The organism is Macrococcus sp. DPC7161, from assembly GCF_004117835.1.
Taxonomy (GTDB): Bacteria; Bacillota; Bacilli; order Staphylococcales; family Staphylococcaceae; genus SDSC01.
The window spans coordinates 21661-41854 of record NZ_SDSC01000011.1; the positions used below are offsets into that span (position 1 = coordinate 21661).

Annotated in this window: 19 protein-coding genes and 1 riboswitch; of the genes, 3 read left to right on the forward strand and 16 right to left on the reverse strand. The window is 34.4% G+C overall.

Going from position 1 to position 20194, the window contains the following annotated elements:
- The 10 genes from ER639_RS11270 to ER639_RS11315 form a co-directional block, all read right to left on the reverse strand.
- Complete coding sequence (locus tag ER639_RS11270) at nucleotides 1-951, reverse strand: ABC transporter permease (protein WP_129065890.1); 951 nt, start codon at nucleotides 949-951, stop codon at nucleotides 1-3.
- The gene (locus ER639_RS11275) at nucleotides 941-2314 is read right to left on the reverse strand and encodes an ATP-binding cassette domain-containing protein (RefSeq protein ID WP_129065856.1); all 1374 of its coding nucleotides are present in this window, start codon (nucleotides 2312-2314) and stop codon (nucleotides 941-943) included. The genes ER639_RS11270 and ER639_RS11275 overlap by 11 nt, the downstream gene beginning before the upstream one ends.
- Nucleotides 2314-3342 carry a sugar ABC transporter substrate-binding protein gene (locus tag ER639_RS11280; RefSeq protein WP_129065857.1) on the reverse strand — a complete coding sequence of 343 codons (1029 nt, stop codon included), beginning with the start codon at nucleotides 3340-3342 and terminating at the stop codon, nucleotides 2314-2316. The genes ER639_RS11275 and ER639_RS11280 overlap by 1 nt, the downstream gene beginning before the upstream one ends.
- Complete coding sequence (gene mtnA / locus ER639_RS11285; RefSeq protein WP_129065858.1) at nucleotides 3343-4374, reverse strand: S-methyl-5-thioribose-1-phosphate isomerase; 1032 nt, start codon at nucleotides 4372-4374, stop codon at nucleotides 3343-3345.
- Entirely contained in the window at nucleotides 4371-5573 is a 1203-nt protein-coding gene (gene mtnK / locus ER639_RS11290; RefSeq protein WP_129065859.1) for an S-methyl-5-thioribose kinase, read from the reverse strand. The genes mtnA and mtnK overlap by 4 nt, the downstream gene beginning before the upstream one ends.
- An 80-nt stretch (nucleotides 5574-5653) precedes the next feature.
- Nucleotides 5654-5758, reverse strand: a riboswitch (SAM riboswitch).
- Between the two features lie 90 nt (nucleotides 5759-5848).
- Nucleotides 5849-6598 carry a class I SAM-dependent methyltransferase gene (locus tag ER639_RS11295; RefSeq protein ID WP_129065860.1) on the reverse strand — a complete coding sequence of 250 codons (750 nt, stop codon included), beginning with the start codon at nucleotides 6596-6598 and terminating at the stop codon, nucleotides 5849-5851.
- Between the two features lie 18 nt (nucleotides 6599-6616).
- On the reverse strand, nucleotides 6617-7840 hold the full coding sequence (locus ER639_RS11300) for an aminopeptidase (protein ID WP_129065861.1): 1224 nt from the start codon (nucleotides 7838-7840) through the stop codon (nucleotides 6617-6619).
- Nucleotides 7841-7849: 9 nt separating this feature from the next.
- Nucleotides 7850-8383: a DNA-3-methyladenine glycosylase I gene (locus ER639_RS11305; protein ID WP_129065862.1), complete on the reverse strand. Its 534-nt coding sequence runs from the start codon at nucleotides 8381-8383 to the stop codon at nucleotides 7850-7852.
- 109 nt (nucleotides 8384-8492) lie between these two features.
- The gene (gene chrA / locus ER639_RS11310; protein ID WP_129065863.1) at nucleotides 8493-9638 is read right to left on the reverse strand and encodes a chromate efflux transporter; all 1146 of its coding nucleotides are present in this window, start codon (nucleotides 9636-9638) and stop codon (nucleotides 8493-8495) included.
- A gap of 66 nt (nucleotides 9639-9704) precedes the next feature.
- The gene (locus ER639_RS11315; protein WP_164993439.1) at nucleotides 9705-10349 is read right to left on the reverse strand and encodes a class I SAM-dependent DNA methyltransferase; all 645 of its coding nucleotides are present in this window, start codon (nucleotides 10347-10349) and stop codon (nucleotides 9705-9707) included.
- 245 nt (nucleotides 10350-10594) lie between these two features.
- On the opposite strand from ER639_RS11315, the gene ER639_RS11320 reads away from it, so the two are divergent.
- Nucleotides 10595-11107, forward strand: a complete 513-nt coding sequence (locus ER639_RS11320; RefSeq protein WP_129065865.1) for a DUF402 domain-containing protein — start codon at nucleotides 10595-10597, stop codon at nucleotides 11105-11107.
- Nucleotides 11108-11136: 29 nt separating this feature from the next.
- Here ER639_RS11320 and ER639_RS11325 read toward each other — a convergent pair whose 3' ends face one another.
- The gene (locus ER639_RS11325) at nucleotides 11137-13260 is read right to left on the reverse strand and encodes a heavy metal translocating P-type ATPase (RefSeq protein ID WP_129065866.1); all 2124 of its coding nucleotides are present in this window, start codon (nucleotides 13258-13260) and stop codon (nucleotides 11137-11139) included.
- A gap of 624 nt (nucleotides 13261-13884) precedes the next feature.
- A complete protein-coding gene (locus ER639_RS11330) occupies nucleotides 13885-14295 on the reverse strand; it encodes a hypothetical protein (protein ID WP_129065867.1) in 411 nt (136 codons plus the stop codon).
- 134 nt (nucleotides 14296-14429) lie between these two features.
- Here ER639_RS11330 and ER639_RS12340 point away from each other — a divergent pair, with 134 nt between their 5' ends.
- Nucleotides 14430-14588 carry a hypothetical protein gene (locus ER639_RS12340; RefSeq protein ID WP_164993440.1) on the forward strand — a complete coding sequence of 53 codons (159 nt, stop codon included), beginning with the start codon at nucleotides 14430-14432 and terminating at the stop codon, nucleotides 14586-14588.
- A gap of 54 nt (nucleotides 14589-14642) precedes the next feature.
- On the opposite strand, the gene ER639_RS11335 is transcribed toward ER639_RS12340, so the two are convergent.
- From ER639_RS11335 to ER639_RS11350, 4 genes are all read right to left on the reverse strand, one after another.
- Nucleotides 14643-15869, reverse strand: a complete 1227-nt coding sequence (locus ER639_RS11335) for an aminopeptidase (RefSeq protein ID WP_129065868.1) — start codon at nucleotides 15867-15869, stop codon at nucleotides 14643-14645.
- A gap of 166 nt (nucleotides 15870-16035) precedes the next feature.
- A complete protein-coding gene (locus ER639_RS11340) occupies nucleotides 16036-17466 on the reverse strand; it encodes a sucrose-specific PTS transporter subunit IIBC (protein ID WP_129065869.1) in 1431 nt (476 codons plus the stop codon).
- Nucleotides 17467-17637: 171 nt separating this feature from the next.
- Nucleotides 17638-18123: an SRPBCC family protein gene (locus ER639_RS11345; RefSeq protein ID WP_129065870.1), complete on the reverse strand. Its 486-nt coding sequence runs from the start codon at nucleotides 18121-18123 to the stop codon at nucleotides 17638-17640.
- A 99-nt stretch (nucleotides 18124-18222) separates the two neighbouring features.
- Complete coding sequence (locus tag ER639_RS11350) at nucleotides 18223-18411, reverse strand: helix-hairpin-helix domain-containing protein (RefSeq protein WP_240664063.1); 189 nt, start codon at nucleotides 18409-18411, stop codon at nucleotides 18223-18225.
- 205 nt (nucleotides 18412-18616) lie between these two features.
- Here ER639_RS11350 and ER639_RS11355 point away from each other — a divergent pair, with 205 nt between their 5' ends.
- Complete coding sequence (locus tag ER639_RS11355) at nucleotides 18617-20128, forward strand: M4 family metallopeptidase (RefSeq protein WP_129065872.1); 1512 nt, start codon at nucleotides 18617-18619, stop codon at nucleotides 20126-20128.
- Nucleotides 20129-20194: the final 66 nt, after the last annotated feature.

Here is a 20194-nt window from a genome sequence, read left to right on the forward strand (position 1 = left end):
TTATAACCCCCTTTTAAAATGTGCATAATTTAATATTAATGCGATGGCTAACACACTGCCTTTAACAATATTCAATCCATAATAAGGTACGCTTAACATCACCAGACCATTTTCTAATATTGCAATCAGTAGTGCGCCTAAAAATGTGCCCATCACATTTGGTTTTCCAGCTTTAGAAGTTGTTGCACCAATAAAACTGGCCGCAACTGCAGTCATTAAGTATCCAGCTCCTGAATTGACTTGAGCCGATGCGACTTGACTTGCCAATAAAACACCGCCAATCGCCGCTAAAACACTCGACATGATGTAACTGAATGCTATATATCGATTCACTTTTATCCCACTGTATTTTGCTGCTTTTTTATTAGAGCCAATCATGTACATCACGCGACCAGGATTCGTATGATTCAAAATCACATAACTGACTATTACAACAAATAACATCAATAATACTGATGATAATGGATCACCAATCGCTTTAAATAAATCAGGAATCTTCCCTATCGTTTGAGTGCCGTCTGCTCTACTCATGCCTTCACTGATTGATCCACCTTCCGAATAAGTCAGTGAGATCCCTTCTACAATAAACATCGTTGCTAACGTTGCATACAAATCCGGTACTTTAAAATATAAAATTAAAATCAAATTAAGTACCGCAACACCAATTGCAGCAAGGATTCCAATCACGATTGATAATCCAAAACTCAATTGATACCAAACCAACAATGAAATAATAACGGTATTACTTAATGTCACCGTAGAGCCTACTGATAAATCAAAGCCATCGACCGTCAAACTATACGTAATCCCAATTGCAACAATCGTAACAATCGCCATGCCACTAATCATGGATAAGAAATTGTTGGTTGATAAAAAATTCGGTGCACTGAGTGAGAAAATAACGATTAACAAAACAATGACACCTAATAATCCATACTGTTTAAATCGCATCACTTAGACCTCCCGATGCTTCATATAATAATGTTGATTCTGATACTAAGTTTGTTTCATGCACATTAACGACTTGTCCTTTATTAAGTACATACACTTTATCTGTAATTTGCTTAATTTCTGTAAAGTCGCTCGATAAATACAATACTGTTTTTCCCGATTTTGCTAGTCCATGTATCAATTTAAATACATCTCTTTTAGCACCTATATCTATCCCGATGGTAGGTTCATCAAAAATAAAGAGATTTGCATTTTTATTTAAACCTCTTAAGATGACGACCTTTTGTTGATTGCCACCCGATAAAGTTCGTACTTGTTGATGCACATCACGATATTTTAAAGCAACTTGTGTACTTAAATGTTTTGTATTTTTTACTTCTTTTTGTTTATTCGTAAATAAAGATGGATTAATCCATTGCACATTGTCATTGATATCATGATCAAGTACTAAACCGTGTTTGTGACGTTCTTCAGGGACATATGCGGGTGTGCCTTTAAAGTGATTGAATATATAATCTGCAATCGTTGTTTTCCCAGATCCGACTAAACCAGCAATTCCGACAATTTCACCTTTATTCGCTGTAATACGAATATCTTTTAAATGATTTTGATTCACGTAAATGTCTATTGCTTTTTCATTTGTTTTAAAGGATGCATTTTCATGAATATGTGCAATACCTTCAGTGATTAATTCAGAAAGTTGTTCAAAATCCCACTGAGATGTTGTTTTACTTGATACGATACTTCCCTTTGATAACACTGTAATTTCATCAGAAATTTGCAACAGTTCTTGTATGCGATGCGAAATAAATACAATACTAATATGTTGTTTTAATTGCTTCAATTCTTTAAAAAATCTTGATACTTCATAATGACTTAATGATGCTGTTGGTTCGTCTAGAATGAGCAATTGTTTGTTTTGTAGTATCGCTAAAATAATTAATAATAACTGTTTTTTGGATAACGATAATGTAGATACAAGTGCATCGACATCCACTTCAACTTGCCAATGTTTTAGTAAGGCTTGAATTTCTTTTTTTCGTTTTTTTCTATAGAAGAACCCTTTTGTCATGTCATAACGCGTCAAGTTATCGTAAACGGTTAAATCTTGAAAGAGTGCTTCATCTACTTCTTGAGTAACAAAGGCGATATCTTGATGAAAATCCTTTACTTCAACACCATCTTTATACAGTTTTCCTGTTTGATAATCATACTGCCCATCTAGCACTTTCATTAAAGAAGACTTGCCAGCACCATTTCCACCAATAATGGCATGTATTTTTCCTTGTTCAAATTGAATATTGATATGCTCTAAAATCGAAACTTCATTAAAAGAGAGTGATACATCTTTTACTTCAAACATTATTTCATCCAATCCGATTGAAATAAGCCTTTGTCACCAAACGACTTCACTGTAGAAGACAAGTTCTCCATTGTTGAATCTGCTTTTAATTGATCTTGTTTAATTTGAACAGGTTTAAATAAATACGTTGATGGGACTTTTTCATTATTCAATTGTTTGGCTAGCAAACGGACATCTGTAATACCAATAATTTTAGGATTCACACTTGCTGTTGATTTCCAGTTACTGTTTTTAGATTTGATAAAGTTGATATCTTGATTAGAAATATCAATCGAATAAATCGGTGTTGTACGCTTCTTTTCTTTAAATGCTAAATACGCACCTTTTGTCATCTCATCCCAAGATCCCCATACTGCATCAATCTCTTTTTCATCATATTTCGATAATGTGGCTAATGTTTTCTTTTTTACATCTCCTGATACATCATCAAAATTTGTAGGTCCAATCGTGTCGATGACTTTAATTTTTCCATCAGATACATATTGCTTAAATATTTCCTCTCTACGATCTAAAGGTAAAAATCCTGGTCCGACCCATAGTTTCAATACTTTAACAGGTTGTTTTTTGCCTTTAACCAATTCATCCAAAGATAATTTTGCAAGTTCATGGTCGTCTTGGCTTGTTGCGACAACATTTTTAATCACTTTTCCTGCTTTATCCGACTTCGTATCGAATGTTACAACTTTGATGCCTGCATCTGATACTTTTTTAACGAGTTCATAGCTATAATCTTCTTTTCCGTGTGACAAAATGATACCATCATATTTCTTTAACACGGCTTGATCTACTAATTGTTTAAACTTTGCATCATTCCCGTTAGATAAGAATGTGTCTACTTTTAACCCTAATTTTGAACCTTCTTTTTTAGCGCCATCAATAAATTGTTTCGTGTGATCATCCGTACCTAAATTTCGTATAACAGCAATTCTTTTACCTTTCACTTCTTTTGGTGCACTTGATGCTTGTTGATTGCCACAAGCAGTGAGTAGTAAACTTGCGCTTAATAAAAATGTGATTGATTTTTTCATCTACAATAGCCTCTTTTCTTTGAATAATTGGGTAATGGATTGTTCATTCGCTTCAATAATGCCGTATTCTGTTGCTAGTCCTTTAATTAAATGATTTGGTGTAATATCAAACGCCGGATTAAAGACATCAATTTCTGATACGGCAATTGGTATATCTTGAATTTGCGTAACTTCACTTTTATTTCTCGTTTCAATCGGTACTTCATCTCCACAACGCACGCTTAAATCAAACGTCGGTGTTGGTGCTGCAACATACACAGGGACGTTGTAATAATTGGCGACAATTGCTAGGGGTAAGGTGCCGATTTTATTTACAACATCACCATTTCTTGCAACTCGATCGCAACCTACAAATACTGCACGAATCACGCCTTGCGATAATAATGTTGCAGCGGTTGAGTCAATGACCGTTGTTACATCGATGCCAGCTTTTGATAACTCATAAGCAGTTAGTGCACCTTGCAATCTTGGTCTAGTTTCATCTGAATACACCTTAAACGGTATCCCTTGTTCATGTGCCAAATAAAATGGTGCAGTCGCTGTTCCATATTCGCTCGTCGCAAGTGCACCGGGATTACAATGTGTTAAATAAGCGCCATTCGGTTGAATCAATGGTAATAAATGATTGCCTATCGCTTTATTAATTGCACAATCTTCTTGATAAATATTTTCCGCTTCTTCTTCCAATCGTAAAACGGTACTTACCGGATCAGATGATATGCGTACTTTCATGCGTTGTAGTGCCCAATGTAAATTCACTGCAGTCGGCCTTGTATTTTCAAGACGTTTAATGACTTTTAACATATACGGTTTAAATTGATCTTTTGAACCGTCAAAGTAAATCGCACCGATTAATACACCGTATGCAGCAGTGATACCAATTAAAGGTGCACCACGTACTTCCATTTTCTCTATGGCTTGTGCAATACTTTCATAGTCTCGATAAGCATTAAATGAAGTTGTATGCGGCAATTTCGTTTGATCTAATACAATCAATACGCCATTTTCGTATTTGATAGGGTTTAACTTCATGCTGCACGCCCCTCCAACTGTTCATAAATACTGATGATGGATGGGTATACAAACGCATCTTCTGGATGTTTGATTAACTGCTTCGCAAACAATAACAACTTGACTTCAACTTGCAGCCTCGATACTTCATCAAGCGATGTAATATCACTCACTTTTGCTAACCCAACAATTCTACGGATAAGTTCTAACCCACAAATGACATAGCTATCTTGCAAAATTTCTCTAATATAACTACTAAATAGACTACGATGATGTAGTGCGACGTCATGTGTGTGATTTTCTAAGATTGTAAATGCTTGTTGCTTAAATGTTTCTATCACTGCATCAATTTGCGATTGAATGTGTTCAGCTTGAGTGATGTTTCCGTGTACTTTTGCATGCGCATAAGCAAAGAATAAGTGTGCAAGTACATTGCCAACGTCATAACCCGCTGGTCCAAAAAAGCCAAACTCCGGATCGATGACTTTCAATGCATCACGATTCACAAATACAGAGCCAGAATGTAAATCGCCGTGGATTAAACTTTGCGCTTGATTTAAAAACTTTAGCTTTGCTTTTGCTACTGCATCTTTAAGTGTTTCATCTGAGTATATAATGCGCTCAACATACGGTAATAAACGCTCACTAATTTCATTACGGTTGAAATGGTCATAAAATGGTTCGGTATAAACCAAATCCTCTGATATCTCGCATAACTCTGGATTAATCATTTCTTTTTGTAGTGCTTTTTTATCTTTTGGCTTTAATACAAAGTCAGATGTTCTGATTAATGTTTCAGCTAGATAAGTCCCTAAATGCTTACCTAAATCATTCACAATGACCCCTTCTTGTAATGCTGTTCTCAGCACTTGATAATCCTTTAAATCTTCCATAATCACACATTTCATCACTTCATCAATCAAATACACTTCAGGCACTAATTGAGGCACATATGTACCATGAATTTGTAACAATTTACCTTCACGAATCACACGATCAGCCGATAATTGAAATTCATCTGAAATACGTGCAACCGTCCCTGAGTGCTTCAAAATAATAGACTTCCCTGTGTGATCTTCAATACGGAAAACATAGTTCAGATTGCCATCACCAATTTCTGATACCGTTAAATCTTCATGGTCAAAAAATTGCGTCTTAGTAATCACATATTGCTTTACATCTTCAACATCCATTAAAAAATATTGTTCAAATCTCCCCATTTTTTCACCCCTTAAAAAATTTCAACAAAAAAAACGTTCTCCCCTCACAAGAAGGAAAAACGTTCGCCATTTAGTATCTCTACTTATCTTTCAATGCATATGCATTGTAGGAATTGGCACCTTTTCCTTTTGGACAGGTTGCTGGACGTCATAGGGCCTATTCCCTCGGTCACTCTTGATAAGAATTATTTAATTTTTTGTTATTTATGATATTAAATCATCATAATGACAATGTCAACAAGTTTTCTGAATTTTGATATTTTTTAGATGATTTATCATTTTAATCGTCCATAGTATACATACGTTTCATTCGGTACAATCAATTGATTGTCTTTACTGTATTTATCAAAGACCACTTCTAATTCTTTTACAAACTTCGGGTAAAGTGGATCAGTATTACTTAATGCATAAGACGCTGATAAACATCGGTTAACAAATCCTTCTTTACAATAATCAAATGGATAATCAAATGTTTGTCGCTCGAATTGCCCATCAAAAAAGGCATCTATAACAACTTCTTCACTATTTTTACCACCACTAAAACCTTCAAACAATGGGCAATAACGCTCAAATACTTGCTGCGTTGCAATGTTTACTGGCACATCTTTTTTCCTACTGTTCCAAATTAAAAAGACATTGCCATCTGGTTTCAATATGCGCTTTGCTTCTTTTTTGAACTTAACAGGATCAAACCAGTGAAACGCTTGTGCGACAGTAATGATATCATATTGATCTGTTTCTAACTCAGTATCTTCAGCTGGACGTTCTACCACTGTTAGTTTAGGATCTTCTAAACTGTCCTTTAACAAAGTAACCATTGCATCATTAGGTTCAACTGCTGTGACATAAGCATCCAGATCTAATAACAATTCGGTAAATTTACCTGTCCCGGCACCAATATCTGCAACTTGAGCATCTTTAAAGTTAAAATTTTCCTCTAAAAATTTCATCAATGATCTTGGATAACTCGGCCGTGCATTTTGATAGATTTTCGCTTTGTCTGTAAATAATTGTGTATTATCCATACGAAAAACTCCTTTTCATTACTGTATTGCCCAAAGTCCATTTCTAAAGACCGGTTCACTTGTACCATCTTTATAATAACCATCAATATTTAAAGATTCACTGCCAATCATAAAATCAATATGACTGATGCTGTCATTAAAACCTAAATTCATCTGTTCTTCAGTTGACTTATCTTGTGCACCTTCTAACACATGTGGGAATGAATCACCAATCGCCAAATGGCATGATGCATTTTCATCATAGAGCGTATTATAAAATAGTGTGCCACTTTGATAAATCGGTGTATTTACGGGTACTAAGGCAATTTCACCTAATCGCTTCATACCATCATCCATACTCAATAAACCTTCTAATGTTTTAATCCCTTGCTTCGCACTATAATCAATAACCACACCATCTTTAAAAGTTAGTTTAAAGTCATCAATAATCTTACCACGCACACTTAGAGGTAATGAATTGGTTACATAACCGTCTACACGTCTATAGTCAGGAGATGTAAATATTTCTTCTGTAGGCATATTCACTACAATATTTGTACCTTTTCCATTCACTTCATCTGCGCCAACCCACTTTGCACCCGGGATTAAACCGACCTTTAAATCCGTACCTGGAGCCGTATAATGTAAATAATCAAATCCCTTATCCGAAAGTCTTTTGGCAACTGTTTTTAAATGTTCAATGTGTTGTTGCCAAGCTACAACCGAATCCGCTTCATTCAAACGCATGATTTTAAAGAATGTATTTAATAACTTTTCTTTCGCGGCTTCTCCTTTTAAATCAGGGTAAACAAGTTCAGCCCATTCAATTGAAGGATACCCAACAATACACCATGTTTGATTAAATGCACCAAAACTATCTGAAACCTTTTTAAAGTGCTTCACTTTACTCGCCATTACTTTATTCATTTTCTCCTCATCTAAATCTTTATATAATTCAGGTGATTGGCTTTCAATTTTGAGATAAGCAATTTTCTCTTCAATCATATAATCTTGTTCCATCTCTAAATGCTTTGGAAATTCAATTAATGTTGTTTCCTCTTGATGCGTATAATGAAGCTTGTTCACTTCACCATCCTCATATTCTACTTTTACCGATTTTGCGCCTTTTTCATAAGCACTTTTCACGACTGCTCTTACAAACTCAGCTGCATGAATATCTGAACTGATTTCTAAACGTTCACCTTTTTGAATATTTAATCCAACTTGTACTACGATATCTGCATATTTTTTTAATAAATCCATATTTTCCCCCTAGTTTAACCAATCTTGAACAAGACCAATAGCACCTAAATAACTGTAAATAATTACAGGGCCAACAAATTTAAAGCCTCTTTTCTTTAAATCTTTACTAATCTTTTCGCTAAGCGTGTTTATCGTCGGAATATCTCGCTCATCATCGTAATATGTAATGACCGGTTTCCCTTCTGTAAATGACCATATGTATTTGTCAAATGAACCAAATGCTTGTTGCACTTTAATAAATTGTTGCGCGTTATTGATGATGCTATTAATTTTTAAACGATGACGAATGATGCCTTCATTTTGCATCAATCTCTCCACATCTGCTTCGTTGTACTCAGCTATTTTTAAATAATCAAATTGATCAAATGCATCTATATATGCTTGGCGTTTCCTTAATATTGTCAACCAGCTCAGTCCTGCTTGTTGCCCTTCAAGAATTAGCATCTCAAATAAATAACGATCGTCATGAGATTCGATTTGCCATTCATTATCGTAATAGTCACGCATTAGTTCGTGTGAGTCAGCCCATTTGTGTCTTTTCATCTTGTCACACCCTCAATATTTATTACAGAAATTTCTGATAATTAAATTATGGCAATGATGCTTTAAATATTCAATAACAAATTAAAAAGATGCTCAAAATCGAGCATCTTTACAATAATAAATATCCTATTGTCCCACCGAGTATCACAATAATCCAAGGGGGCTGTTTTTTATAAATTAAAAAATAGAGTAAAACACTAAGTACACCTGTTTTAATATCAATGATACCATGTTGCAAAATAGGTGACATAAAGCTCGCCATAAGAATACCTACTACAGCAGCATTAACACCGATTAAACCATTTCTGATATATGATTTATTGCGCAACGTTTCCCAAAATGGCATTACCGAAAATACCAACAAAAAGGCAGGTAAAAATATGGCGATCATCGCCAAAACACCACCGTATACACCTTTTATACTCGCACCAAGAAAGCTTGCAAATGTAAATAGCGGACCAGGAACTGCTTGTGCAAGTCCATAACCTGTTATGAAAGTCTCTTCATTGATCCATTGTGGCACAAATTCATTTTGTAATAATGGTAGTACAACATGCCCTCCACCAAATACCAATAATCCTGTGCGAAACAACTTATCAAATACGACCACATCTTCATACTTTGTGAAATACGCTATTAACGGTAAGACAAGCATAAGAAATACTAACAAGCTTAAACTGATCCAGCCAAAGCGTTTAGATAACTGAAATGACATGCTCGCCTGGTTTTTTTGTTCTTGTTTGAAGCAAAAGGCACCTAGTACCCCACTTAATAAAATCAACACAACATGTAACCAAGCCACTTTCAAAAATAACAATAATAACAAACAAAAAATCGCAATGAGTGCTGTCATCACGCCTTTAATATGTTGTTTTATCATGCCTATGATTGCATGCAATACAATCACCACAGCAACCACTTTCAAACCTTGAATAAGTCCTGCGTCCAAATGAAACATTTGATAAGTCATTGAAGCAACAATCAACAATAACACGCTTGGTAATGTAAAACCTAAAAAGGCCAATATTGCCCCAACAATGCCACCCTTTAATAATCCAATGGTTATGCCCACTTGACTACTCGCTGGTCCAGGTAGAAATTGACATAACGCGACAATCTCTTGATAAGTTGAACTAGATAACCATTTTTTCTTTTCTACATATTCATTTCTAAAATAACCTAAGTGTGCAACAGGCCCACCAAAACTGGTTACACCAAGTTTTAATGCTGTAAAAAATATAATCCAATAATACATATGACACCTCTTTCGATATCATAGTATCGAAATGATGTAAATTTTTGATGACAAATGAATAAAGATTTATTTTCTTAACTTTAATATTAAGAATAATGGGATTTGCTGTCTTCTTTTTAAATCTAAATCATCATCAAATAAAATCGGTTTCGGTTTTCCTTCTTTAATCATCTCCACTTTAAATCCTGCATCAATAGCATATTGGAAATAATCTTCAATCGTGCGATGATACTTTTTCACTTCTTGCCCCATCCAATCTTCGTAACGACTACCGTTTTCAAAATAACGTTTTACTTCTATTACTTCTTTAGATTGATGGTTTTCTATGTTCGCAGTATATACTGGATGTTGTACTGAAAATAAAAAGATGCCTTGTGGCTTAAGTGCTTGATAAATTTTTTCAAAAAGGATTTGTGGCTTTGATGAATAATGCATCACAAGCCTTGAAGTAATCAGATGATATTTTGCATATGGATATTGAAAGGACTCCATATCTATTTGAATCAGTTTATCTTCTTCAGTTAAGTTTTCCTTTGCACGTACAATCATGTTTTCAGATGGATCAATGCCTGTATAGTGCAAATAACCCTTCTTCTCTAAATCATATTTAAACTGTCCATCCCCGCAACCAATATCCAAAACAACACCATCTTCTATAGGGTCAATAAGCTCCATGATGATAGGCAATTCAATGAGGTTATTTGGACTCATCGCTCGATGCCTTCGTGTCATATAATTTTCAAAAAATAGTTCGTTGTCATAAATCGACATACCAACACCCCTTTATTTAAATTTTCTGAATATTAATTCAATAATATCAATTTCTATTTATTTTTTAAAGATTTTATTAAATATGTGTATTTTATTTGTTTTCTCGTTGAAAGCGTTTTATTTTTTAGAAGTATGCTTTATACTTACATTATAAAAATCGATAAAGTGGCAATTAGGAGGAAGCTATGGGAAAACCAATCAAAATCATCTCAAAAAAATACCCTCGAATTCCTCATTTAGAATTTGAAGGCATATTAATCGAGGAAACGCCTCGTTATTTCTTTGTTTATTGCGATAAAAATACCGTACTAACACATCATATAAATAAAGAAACATACATTACACCGCACCAAACATTACATTTCTTCTCAAAATATCATGGCTATACGGTTTCAATCGGTATTGATGACAACTTTAAACCTATCAATAGCTTTTGTAATATCTCAACACCATGTTTAAAAGATGAAGCTGGAAATATTACATACACCGATTTAGAGATGGATTATGTTCAAAAAGATAATGGAAAATGGGAACTATTAAAGCATGAAGACTTTGTAAAACGCAGTCAATTAATGCATTATCCTTTTCAACTGACTAATTTTGCACTCGTTTCTCTACAAGAACTAAAAAACAATATTTCTGATGGGATATTCCCATTTGGTGTAGAAACATATGAAGATGTAAAGCTTATGCTATAAGCCATACATCTTCATTTTTCTTTCATATTTTATTTTAATTTGATTCTCTGTAATCTTAATGCATTTAAAACAACTGACACTGAACTAAATGCCATTGCGGCACCTGCTATCCATGGTGCGAGCATCCCACTCGCTGCAATTGGTATACCTATAATGTTATATATAAATGCGAAAAATAAATTTTGTTTAATATTACGTACTGTTAATTTACTAATTTGGATGGCTTCAGTGACTTTTGTAATATCACCTTTTACTAAAGTAATATCCGATGTTTCAATCGCAATATCTGTACCTGTACCCATCGCAATACCAACATCTGCTTCTGCTAATGCAGGTGCATCATTAATACCGTCACCAACCATGCCTGTTTTATGATGTGCTTTAATCGTCTTAACGACATTAAGTTTTTCTTCAGGTAAGACTTCTGCGTAAATATTTTTTATACCGACTTCTTTAGCTACAGCATTTGCGACACTTTTTTGATCACCTGTTAATAAATAAACTTCTAACCCCATTGCATGCATGGATAGTATTGCCTCTTTAGCATTTTCTTTTATCGGATCACTGACAGCAATTAATCCTTTCAACTTGCCATCAATACGCACAATAACGACTGTTTTTGATTGAGATAAAGTAAGATAAGTTTTTTCGAATGTACCTAATGTATTAAACATCTTTAAATTACCTACTTCAACAAGTTGACCATCTACCACACCTTGAATGCCTTGACCAGTAATCGACTGTACTGATGTGACTTTATGTCCTGTTTCTTTACTGATTGCACTTGCAATAGGATGTTCAGAATGAGCTTCTAACGCTTGAACATATTGATATTCTTTATCAGTAAGACCGATGATGTCTGTTACTTCTGGTTGCCCTTTTGTAATTGTCCCCGTTTTATCTAATACGATTGCTGTCAGTTTACCTGACGTTTCTAAGTATTCGCCACCTTTAAACAGAATACCAAGTTCGGCAGCACGACCCGTCCCTGCCATAATAGATGTCGGTGTTGCAAGACCTAGTGCACATGGACAAGCTATGACCAACACCGCAATCGCACTTTGAAATGCGGCATTCAAATCACCATTTGTAATCACAAAATACCATAATAAAAATGTGATCATTGCTATCAACACAACAATAGGTACAAATACATTACTAACTTTATCTGCAATGCGTTGTATTTCTGCTTTACTACCTTGGGCTTGTTCAACAATTTTAATAATATGTGCAAGCATCGTATCATCTATGGCTTTTGTAGGTTGTATTTTAACTGCACCTGTTTGATTGATTGTTGCACTATAAACTGTTTGTCCTGCACTTTTAGTTACTGGAATACTTTCACCAGTGAGCATGCTTTCATCCACCGATGTATTGCCTTCAATAATAAGCCCATCAATCGGAAATTTTTCTCCTGGCTTCACAAGAACAATATCTGTCATTTCGATATATTTCACTGGTACTTCCAAAGGTTGACCATCACGTTCAACCATCGCTGTTTTACTTTGTAATTGAACCAATTTACGAATGGCATCACTTGATTTCCCTTTTGCACGTGCTTCAAAGTATTTCCCAAGCAATATCAATGTAATTAAAACGGCACTTGTTTCAAAGTATAAATGCGGATGATGCATCGTTAATGTTTGGTACACACTATACAAATACGCACTCATTGTTCCCATTACAACCAAAACATCCATATTGGCACTTTTATTGATAAGTGCTTTATATGCGCTTATAAAAAATGGATAGCCTATGCCAAATTGTACAATCGAAGCGATGAACCATTGAAAATAAGGGTTCATTAAAATGTTCGGCATATAGACATTATTTGTATACGGCATATGTCCAAACATTGTATATAATAATGGTAAAGATAGTATGCTAGAAAGAATTACGCGATTGCGCTTTGTTTTTAACTGACGCTCATGTAAATATAAATCTTCTTCAACACGAATATGTGCACCATACCCTAACTTTTCAATACGTGCAATCACTTGTTCCACTTGAATTTGATCTAAATTGACCGTGGCAACTTCAGTCGCTAAATTAACTTTGGCATCCACGCCATCCATACGATTTAACACTTTTTCAATACGACTCGAACAAGCTGCACATGTCATACCTGTTACAGTAAGTTGATGTTGTTCCATCCTATTCACCTCAAAATCAATATACCCCTTATAGGTATATCTGTAAAGAAAAACATACTTGTCATCAATGAAAACAGCAACAACACCAACATATCAATTATCATCATTTACAATTCATTAGTAGGAATGTTTAGGTCGTCGTGTGCATCTATGGCGATATTTTCTTTTTATCGCCGTAGTTTGCATGTTCTGATGGGTATTCTTGTGAATCTATGGCGATATTTTCGTTTTATCGCCGTAGTTTGCGTGCTCTGATGGGTATTCTTGTGAATCTATGGCGATATTTTCGTTTTATCGCCGTAGTTTGCGTGCTCTGATGGGTATTCTTGTGAATCTATGGCGATATTTTCGTTTTATCGCCGTAGTTTGCATGTTCTGATGGGTATTCTTGTGCATCTATGGCGATATTTTCGTTTTATCGCCGTAGTTTGCATGCTCTGATGGGTATTCTTGTGCATCTATGGCGATATTTTCGTTTTATCGCCGTAGTTTACATGTTCTGATGGGTATTCGTGTGCATCTATGGCGATATTTTCGTTTTATCGCCGTAGTTTGCATGCTTGAACGAACGCCCTACTTCTACCAATAACAAAAAATAAGCTTGGACGTTTGTCCAAGCTTATTTTAGTTAAACCAGCCTCTAATTAATTTTTCAACTTCTTTTGTTTCATCGATTAAATCCTTCATCATTTCAACATCTTTCGGATCATTAAACAATTGCGACACAACTGGTGTATCTAGCACACGTTTCACCGCTTCTCCAATGGTTGCATCATCATTTTCATAGACTGTTTCTTTAAAGTCATGTTGATGTTCATCAGTTGATTGTGATGATTCAATCTTAATTGTTTCTTTCTTATTAAAGGCATCTATTACTTCAAAAATTGCCTTTCTTAAATCATTGTATTCTTTCACTTGTTTTAAATCATCTAGTCGAGCTTGAATGTAAGCTGATTGCTTTAAGTATTTATAACCTTCTTTAGCACCAACGTAAGAAACACCAGCGATTAACGTATATTTAAGCCATTTATTCATTTTTATTCCTCACTTTCATTATCATTATAACGAACTCTATAAAATTATCCTATTAATTCAGTATATATAAGTTGTGATTTCCTAAAAAATAAAGTTTAATTAAAATGTAGTACAACATTAAAGGAGCGATCATCATGGACTTAAACGGTATGTTTGAATCAGCAAAAGACAAAGCGATTGAAGAAGGTACTAAATACTTTGAAGAAAATAAAGATGAGTTATTACAACAAGGTCAAGAGTTACTTCAAACTAAAGGTGAAGAACTTAAAGACAAATTTTTCGGCGGTAAATAATTAAGATGTAAAAATGGTTGAGACTGTGTCCCAACCATTTTTTATTTGTATCAATTATGCCCAGTTACCATTTCTGAATACAGGGATGACTTGTCCATCACGTGTTACACCATCGATGTTTAAATCTTTTGAACCTATCATAAAGTCCACGTGAATTAACGATTGGTTTAAGCCAACTGCATCGACTTGTTCTTCGTTCATTTCGCTTGCTCCAGGTACCGGACCAGGGTATGCTTTACCAATTGCGATATGGCAAGATGCATTTTCATCAAATAATGTGTTGTAGAATAAAATACCTGAATTTGAAATCGGTGAATCTACAGGTACTAATGCAACTTCACCTAAACGTTTTGCACCTTCATCTGTTTCAAGTAAATTTTTAAGTGTTTCATAGCCTTTTTCAGCTTTGTACTCAACAACGACACCATCTTTAAATGTTAAAGAGAAATTATCCACGATTTGGCCGTTAACACTTAATGGTAATGTGTTTGAAACGGTACCATTAACTTCTCGGTAATTTGGAGAGTTAAATACTTCTTCAGTAGGCATGTTCACTTGAATATCAAATCCATCTTTATTCACATGACCACCACCAGCCCATTGTGAGCCGTCAATTAATCCTATCTCTAAATTTGTGCCAGGTGCAGTATAAACTAATTTTTCAAAGTTATAATCTGATAACCATTTCGCACGGTCCTTTAAGAACTTTGCATGTTCAGTCCATGAAGCAACAGGATCCTCATGATCTACTCTTACTGTTTTTAAGATGGCATCTAATAATTGTTCAACCGCTTCTGATGTTTCTAATTCTGGGAATACTAATTTTGCCCAATCTTCTGACGGGTAACCAATGATTAACCAGTTTTGGTTGTAACGCATGCGTGATAATCCTAATGATTTAGATGCTTCACTTAATGCGATTTGACGTTTCATCACTTTATCCGCATCAATGTCTTTTAATAATTCTGGAGAGTCTGATTTAATATATAGCATTGATACTTTTTCATCTTCTAAATATTGATTACGTAACTTATGGTATTCTGGAACTTCTGATAAACTTTCAGCCGTTTCATATTTCATTTTATCGACGAAAATTTTGCTATCATGAATGTCTACAAGGACTTTCTTCGCACCACGTTCATATGCCTTTTCATTCACTAGACGCATTAATTCAATTGCTTCAACCTCACCAACGATATTTACAATATCACCTGGCTGTACATTTAATCCCGTTTGTACAATGACGTCTGCATATTTTTTTAAACTTTCTAGATGTTTCATTGTAATACCCCTTTTCTGTTATTATTAATATCCATTATATCGGAAATCGAATTATTTTTCATAATATTTAAAATAATTAATAACAAAAGTGAGTAAGGCTACATGTTGCCTTACTCACTTTATAATTTCATATGTTAATGTGCTAACTTATTATATACAACTTCAATTACTCTGCATCTTTATACTTTGCTGTACGAGATAATACAAAAGTAACAACGAATGCAACAACCATTGCAATACCCATTGCGATGAAATAGCTTGTCCATTTACCAGTTGCAATTGAAATAAATCCTGGTAAACCTGCTGCGCCTAACGCAATTGCTTTGACTTGCATTAATCCAATAAAGAATGATCCTGCTGCTGAACCGATGATTGCACCGATGAATGGATAACGTAATTTTAAGTTAACCCCGAACATTGCTGGTTCTGTAATACCTAATAATGCTGAAACCCCAGCAGCTGATGAAATACCTTTTAACTTTTCATTTTTTGTAATGAATAATACTGCTAATGTTGCTGCACCTTGTGCAACGTTACTCATTGCAGCGATAGGGAAGATGAATGATCCACCTGTTTTCGCCATATCTGCAATTAAAGTTGTTTCTACTGCAATAAATGAATGGTGCATACCTGTGATAACGATTGGTGCGTAGAATAATCCGAAGATACATGCCCCAATCGGACCACCTGCTTCATATAACCAAGTTAATCCATCTGTTAAATAGTTACCTGCTGTACGAGTTAATGGACCTACAAATAAGAATGTAACAAAACCTGTAATAAATAATGACAATAATGGTGTCGTTAAATTATCTAACCATGATGGTGTGACTTTTCGTAAGTTCTTTTCAATTGTTGCTAAAATCCAACTTGCTACTAAAATCGGTAATACTTGGCCTTGATAACCTACACTTTCAATATGTAAACCAAAGATGTCCCAAAACGGAATGTCTTTTCCTGCTGCAATCATTTTTGGATACTCATACGCATTCAATAACGCTGGATGTACAAGTACCATCCCAAGTGCTGCCCCTAAATAAGGGTTTCCTCCAAATCGTTTAACCGCACTAAAACCAATTAAAATTGGCAAGAATACAAATGGTGCATTCGCAAGCATGTTAATTAAATCAGCTAAACCTTTAATGTTTGGATAAGCATCGATTAACGTCTTACCTTCAATAAATAACCCTTTACCTGTAAATAAGTTATTAATACCCATTAATAAACCACCAGCTACGATGGCTGGAATGATTGGTACGAAAATATCTGATAACATCTTAACGAATTGTTGGAAAGGATTCATCTTCTTCGTTGATGCATTTGCAACATCCGCTTTCGTTGAAGCTTCCATACCCGTTGTTTCACTCATTGCTGCAAATACTTTATTTACTGTACCCGCACCAATAATAATTTGATACTGTCCACCTGTAGAGAACGTACCTTTTACTGCATCCATTTGATCTAATGCTTTCTCATCGACAATACCTTCATCCTTTAATGATAAACGAAGACGTGTTGCACAATGTGCCATAGCATTGATGTTCTCTTTACCACCGACTGCTGTAAGTATTTCACTTGCGACTTGTTTGTAATCCATTGCATTTCCTCCTTTGGAACCGGTTCCATTTTAGTGTAAAAAAATATAAAAATAAATCAATGTGTTAATTTACATCCATCATAAACCCATCATTTCCATTTGTCAACGCTTTCATAAAATTTTCATAAAATAAAAAGCAAAGATTGATTATCTTTGCTTCAATTCATATGTTCATAATTGACTTAATAAATCATCTAATCGATTCAAAGTACTCTCTATACCTTCAAGAATTTTCATTTCTAAACTTTCTTCAAGTTTTTCTTTAGATTCAAAAGTTATAGTTGTAGTGAATTTTGTTCCTTCAGGAATAGACTCAAATTGATTATCAATTAATGAACTTCCCATCTCTTTAAGTTCATTGCCCTCTTCATCTGAGAAATAATCTATATAGCTAAATCGATTTTCAGAAATCTCCTGAAAAATAGATTTTGAAAAAGACACCCCATATTCTGAGTTCAATTTAAAAAACCAAATTCCACCAGGACGAAAATCATATATGATGTTTGTTGTTTTGATTCCTTTTGGACCCCACCATTCTTCTAACATACGTCCATCTGTAAATGAATCATAAATCATCTCTACAGGATAATTAAAGATACGCTCTAAAATTAAAATATTATCCTGTTGACTCACTTTAAGTTGATTGTGTTCCATCATTTCATCAATTCCTTTAATACTAGTCTCTTTGTTAATATCATTGTACACGTTTTCACAAAAATATTCACACAATTTAACTCGTTAAATCGTTAAAACATATTATTTTTCATCTTGTTTAAATTTTAAGCCCTTCTCACTTAAAGCTACTTGTAAGATTTTGATCGCTTTTGGTCCAACACCATGTAATGATAATAATTCTTCATCGCTCCTACTAGCTACTTGTTCAAGCGTTGTAATCCCAATTTTATTCAATGCTCTCGTCGCTGGTTTACTGATTTTTGGTAACATCTTCATCGCCTCTTTTCACCAGTATTTTATCAATATTAAAAATTTATGTATAGCAAACATGTGCAAGAAAAATATTTTATCACACAATTAAGTTGTTTAAGAGTTTTTTTGTTTTAAAAAACACTTTGATGTGTTAAATTATATATATTCAATTATATGCTTATGACATAAACAATGAAATATTTTACGAAAATAGGAGAAACACATGAAAACAACTAAATTTTTACCCATCGCTCTTTCGTCAATCGCTTTAACAACTATGATTTCAACAGAAGCTTTTGCTAAACAAGATCACGGAAACCACTACGGACAACGCATTCACAAATCTAGTGAAGCAAATTTAGTATTTAAAGAAATTAAAGGATTACAAAAGTTTTATAAACACTACAAAGTTGTTGACCAAACAACAGATGAATTAGGTATTACACATTATACGTTACAACCTAATGCTAACGGCAAATTCGCTGTGGACAAAGAAGTTAAAGTTCACGTTGATAAAGATGGCAAAGTATTATTAGTTACTGGGGATACAAAAGGAAAAGACCTCACACCTACAAATACAGTTTCGATTTCAGAATTAACTGCAGTAAGCAATGCATTAGACAGTTTAGGCTTAACTGAAAAAACAGCTGTTAATATTGGTGGCAAAGTCGTTAAATCAAAAGATTTAATTATCGATGCGAAAACAAACAAACAAGTGTATCGTATTGAAATCATCACTACATCACCAAAGATTAACCATGCTGTCGTTGATGTTGATGCACAAACTGGTCACGTAGTGAATACTCAAAATAAAATTAAACATACTGCGACAACTGGTCTAGGACAAGGTGTATTAGGTGCTTATAAATCAATCAACATTAACCAATTATCTGCTACAAGTTACGAATTAAAAGACTATGCTTCACCAATTAACTATTTTACTTATGGTTATAATGAAACAACAAAAACATTCTCACCTGTAAAAGATACAGATAAAACATTTAACGCGGCAGATCAAAAACCAGCAGTTGATGCTCATTATTATGCAAAACGTGTATTTGATTACTACAAAAATACACATGGCCGTAATTCATATGATAATTTAGGTTCAAAAATCGTATCTGTCGTTCACGTAAATACATTAAACACAACAAATGATAATAGAAATAACGCGGCATGGATTGGTGATAAAGTTATTTATGGAGATGGAGATAACTCAACATTATTAGCACCATCTGGCGCATTAGATGTTGTCGCTCACGAATTAACACATGCTGTCACGGAAAAATCAGTAAACTTTACTTACCAAGGTCAAAGTGGTGCTTTAGATGAAAGTACATCAGATACATTTGCTTTCTTCTTAGATCCTAGTGATTACTTAATTGCAGAAGACGTTTATACACCAGGTACTGCTGGAGATGGCTTAAGAAGTTTACAAGCCCCTACAAAATATGGTCAACCAGACAATATGGCGAATTATGTAAATACAGCTGCAGATTATGGCGGCGTACATGTCAATTCAGGTATTCCAAATAAAGCAGCTTATAATACAATTGTTGCTTTAGGTAAAGCAAAAGCAGAAAAGATCTACTACCGTGGTATTACAAACTACTTAACTTCAAACGCAACATTCTTAGATGCGAAAAAAGCTTACGTACAAGCAGCAACTGACCTTTATGGTGCAGCGGATGCAGCTTTAGTATCACAAGCTTGGGATGCAGTTGGCGTAAAATAAGATATAATATAGTGGCACGCAAAATTTTGCGTGCCACTTTTTGTATTTGAAATCAAGTTAACATAG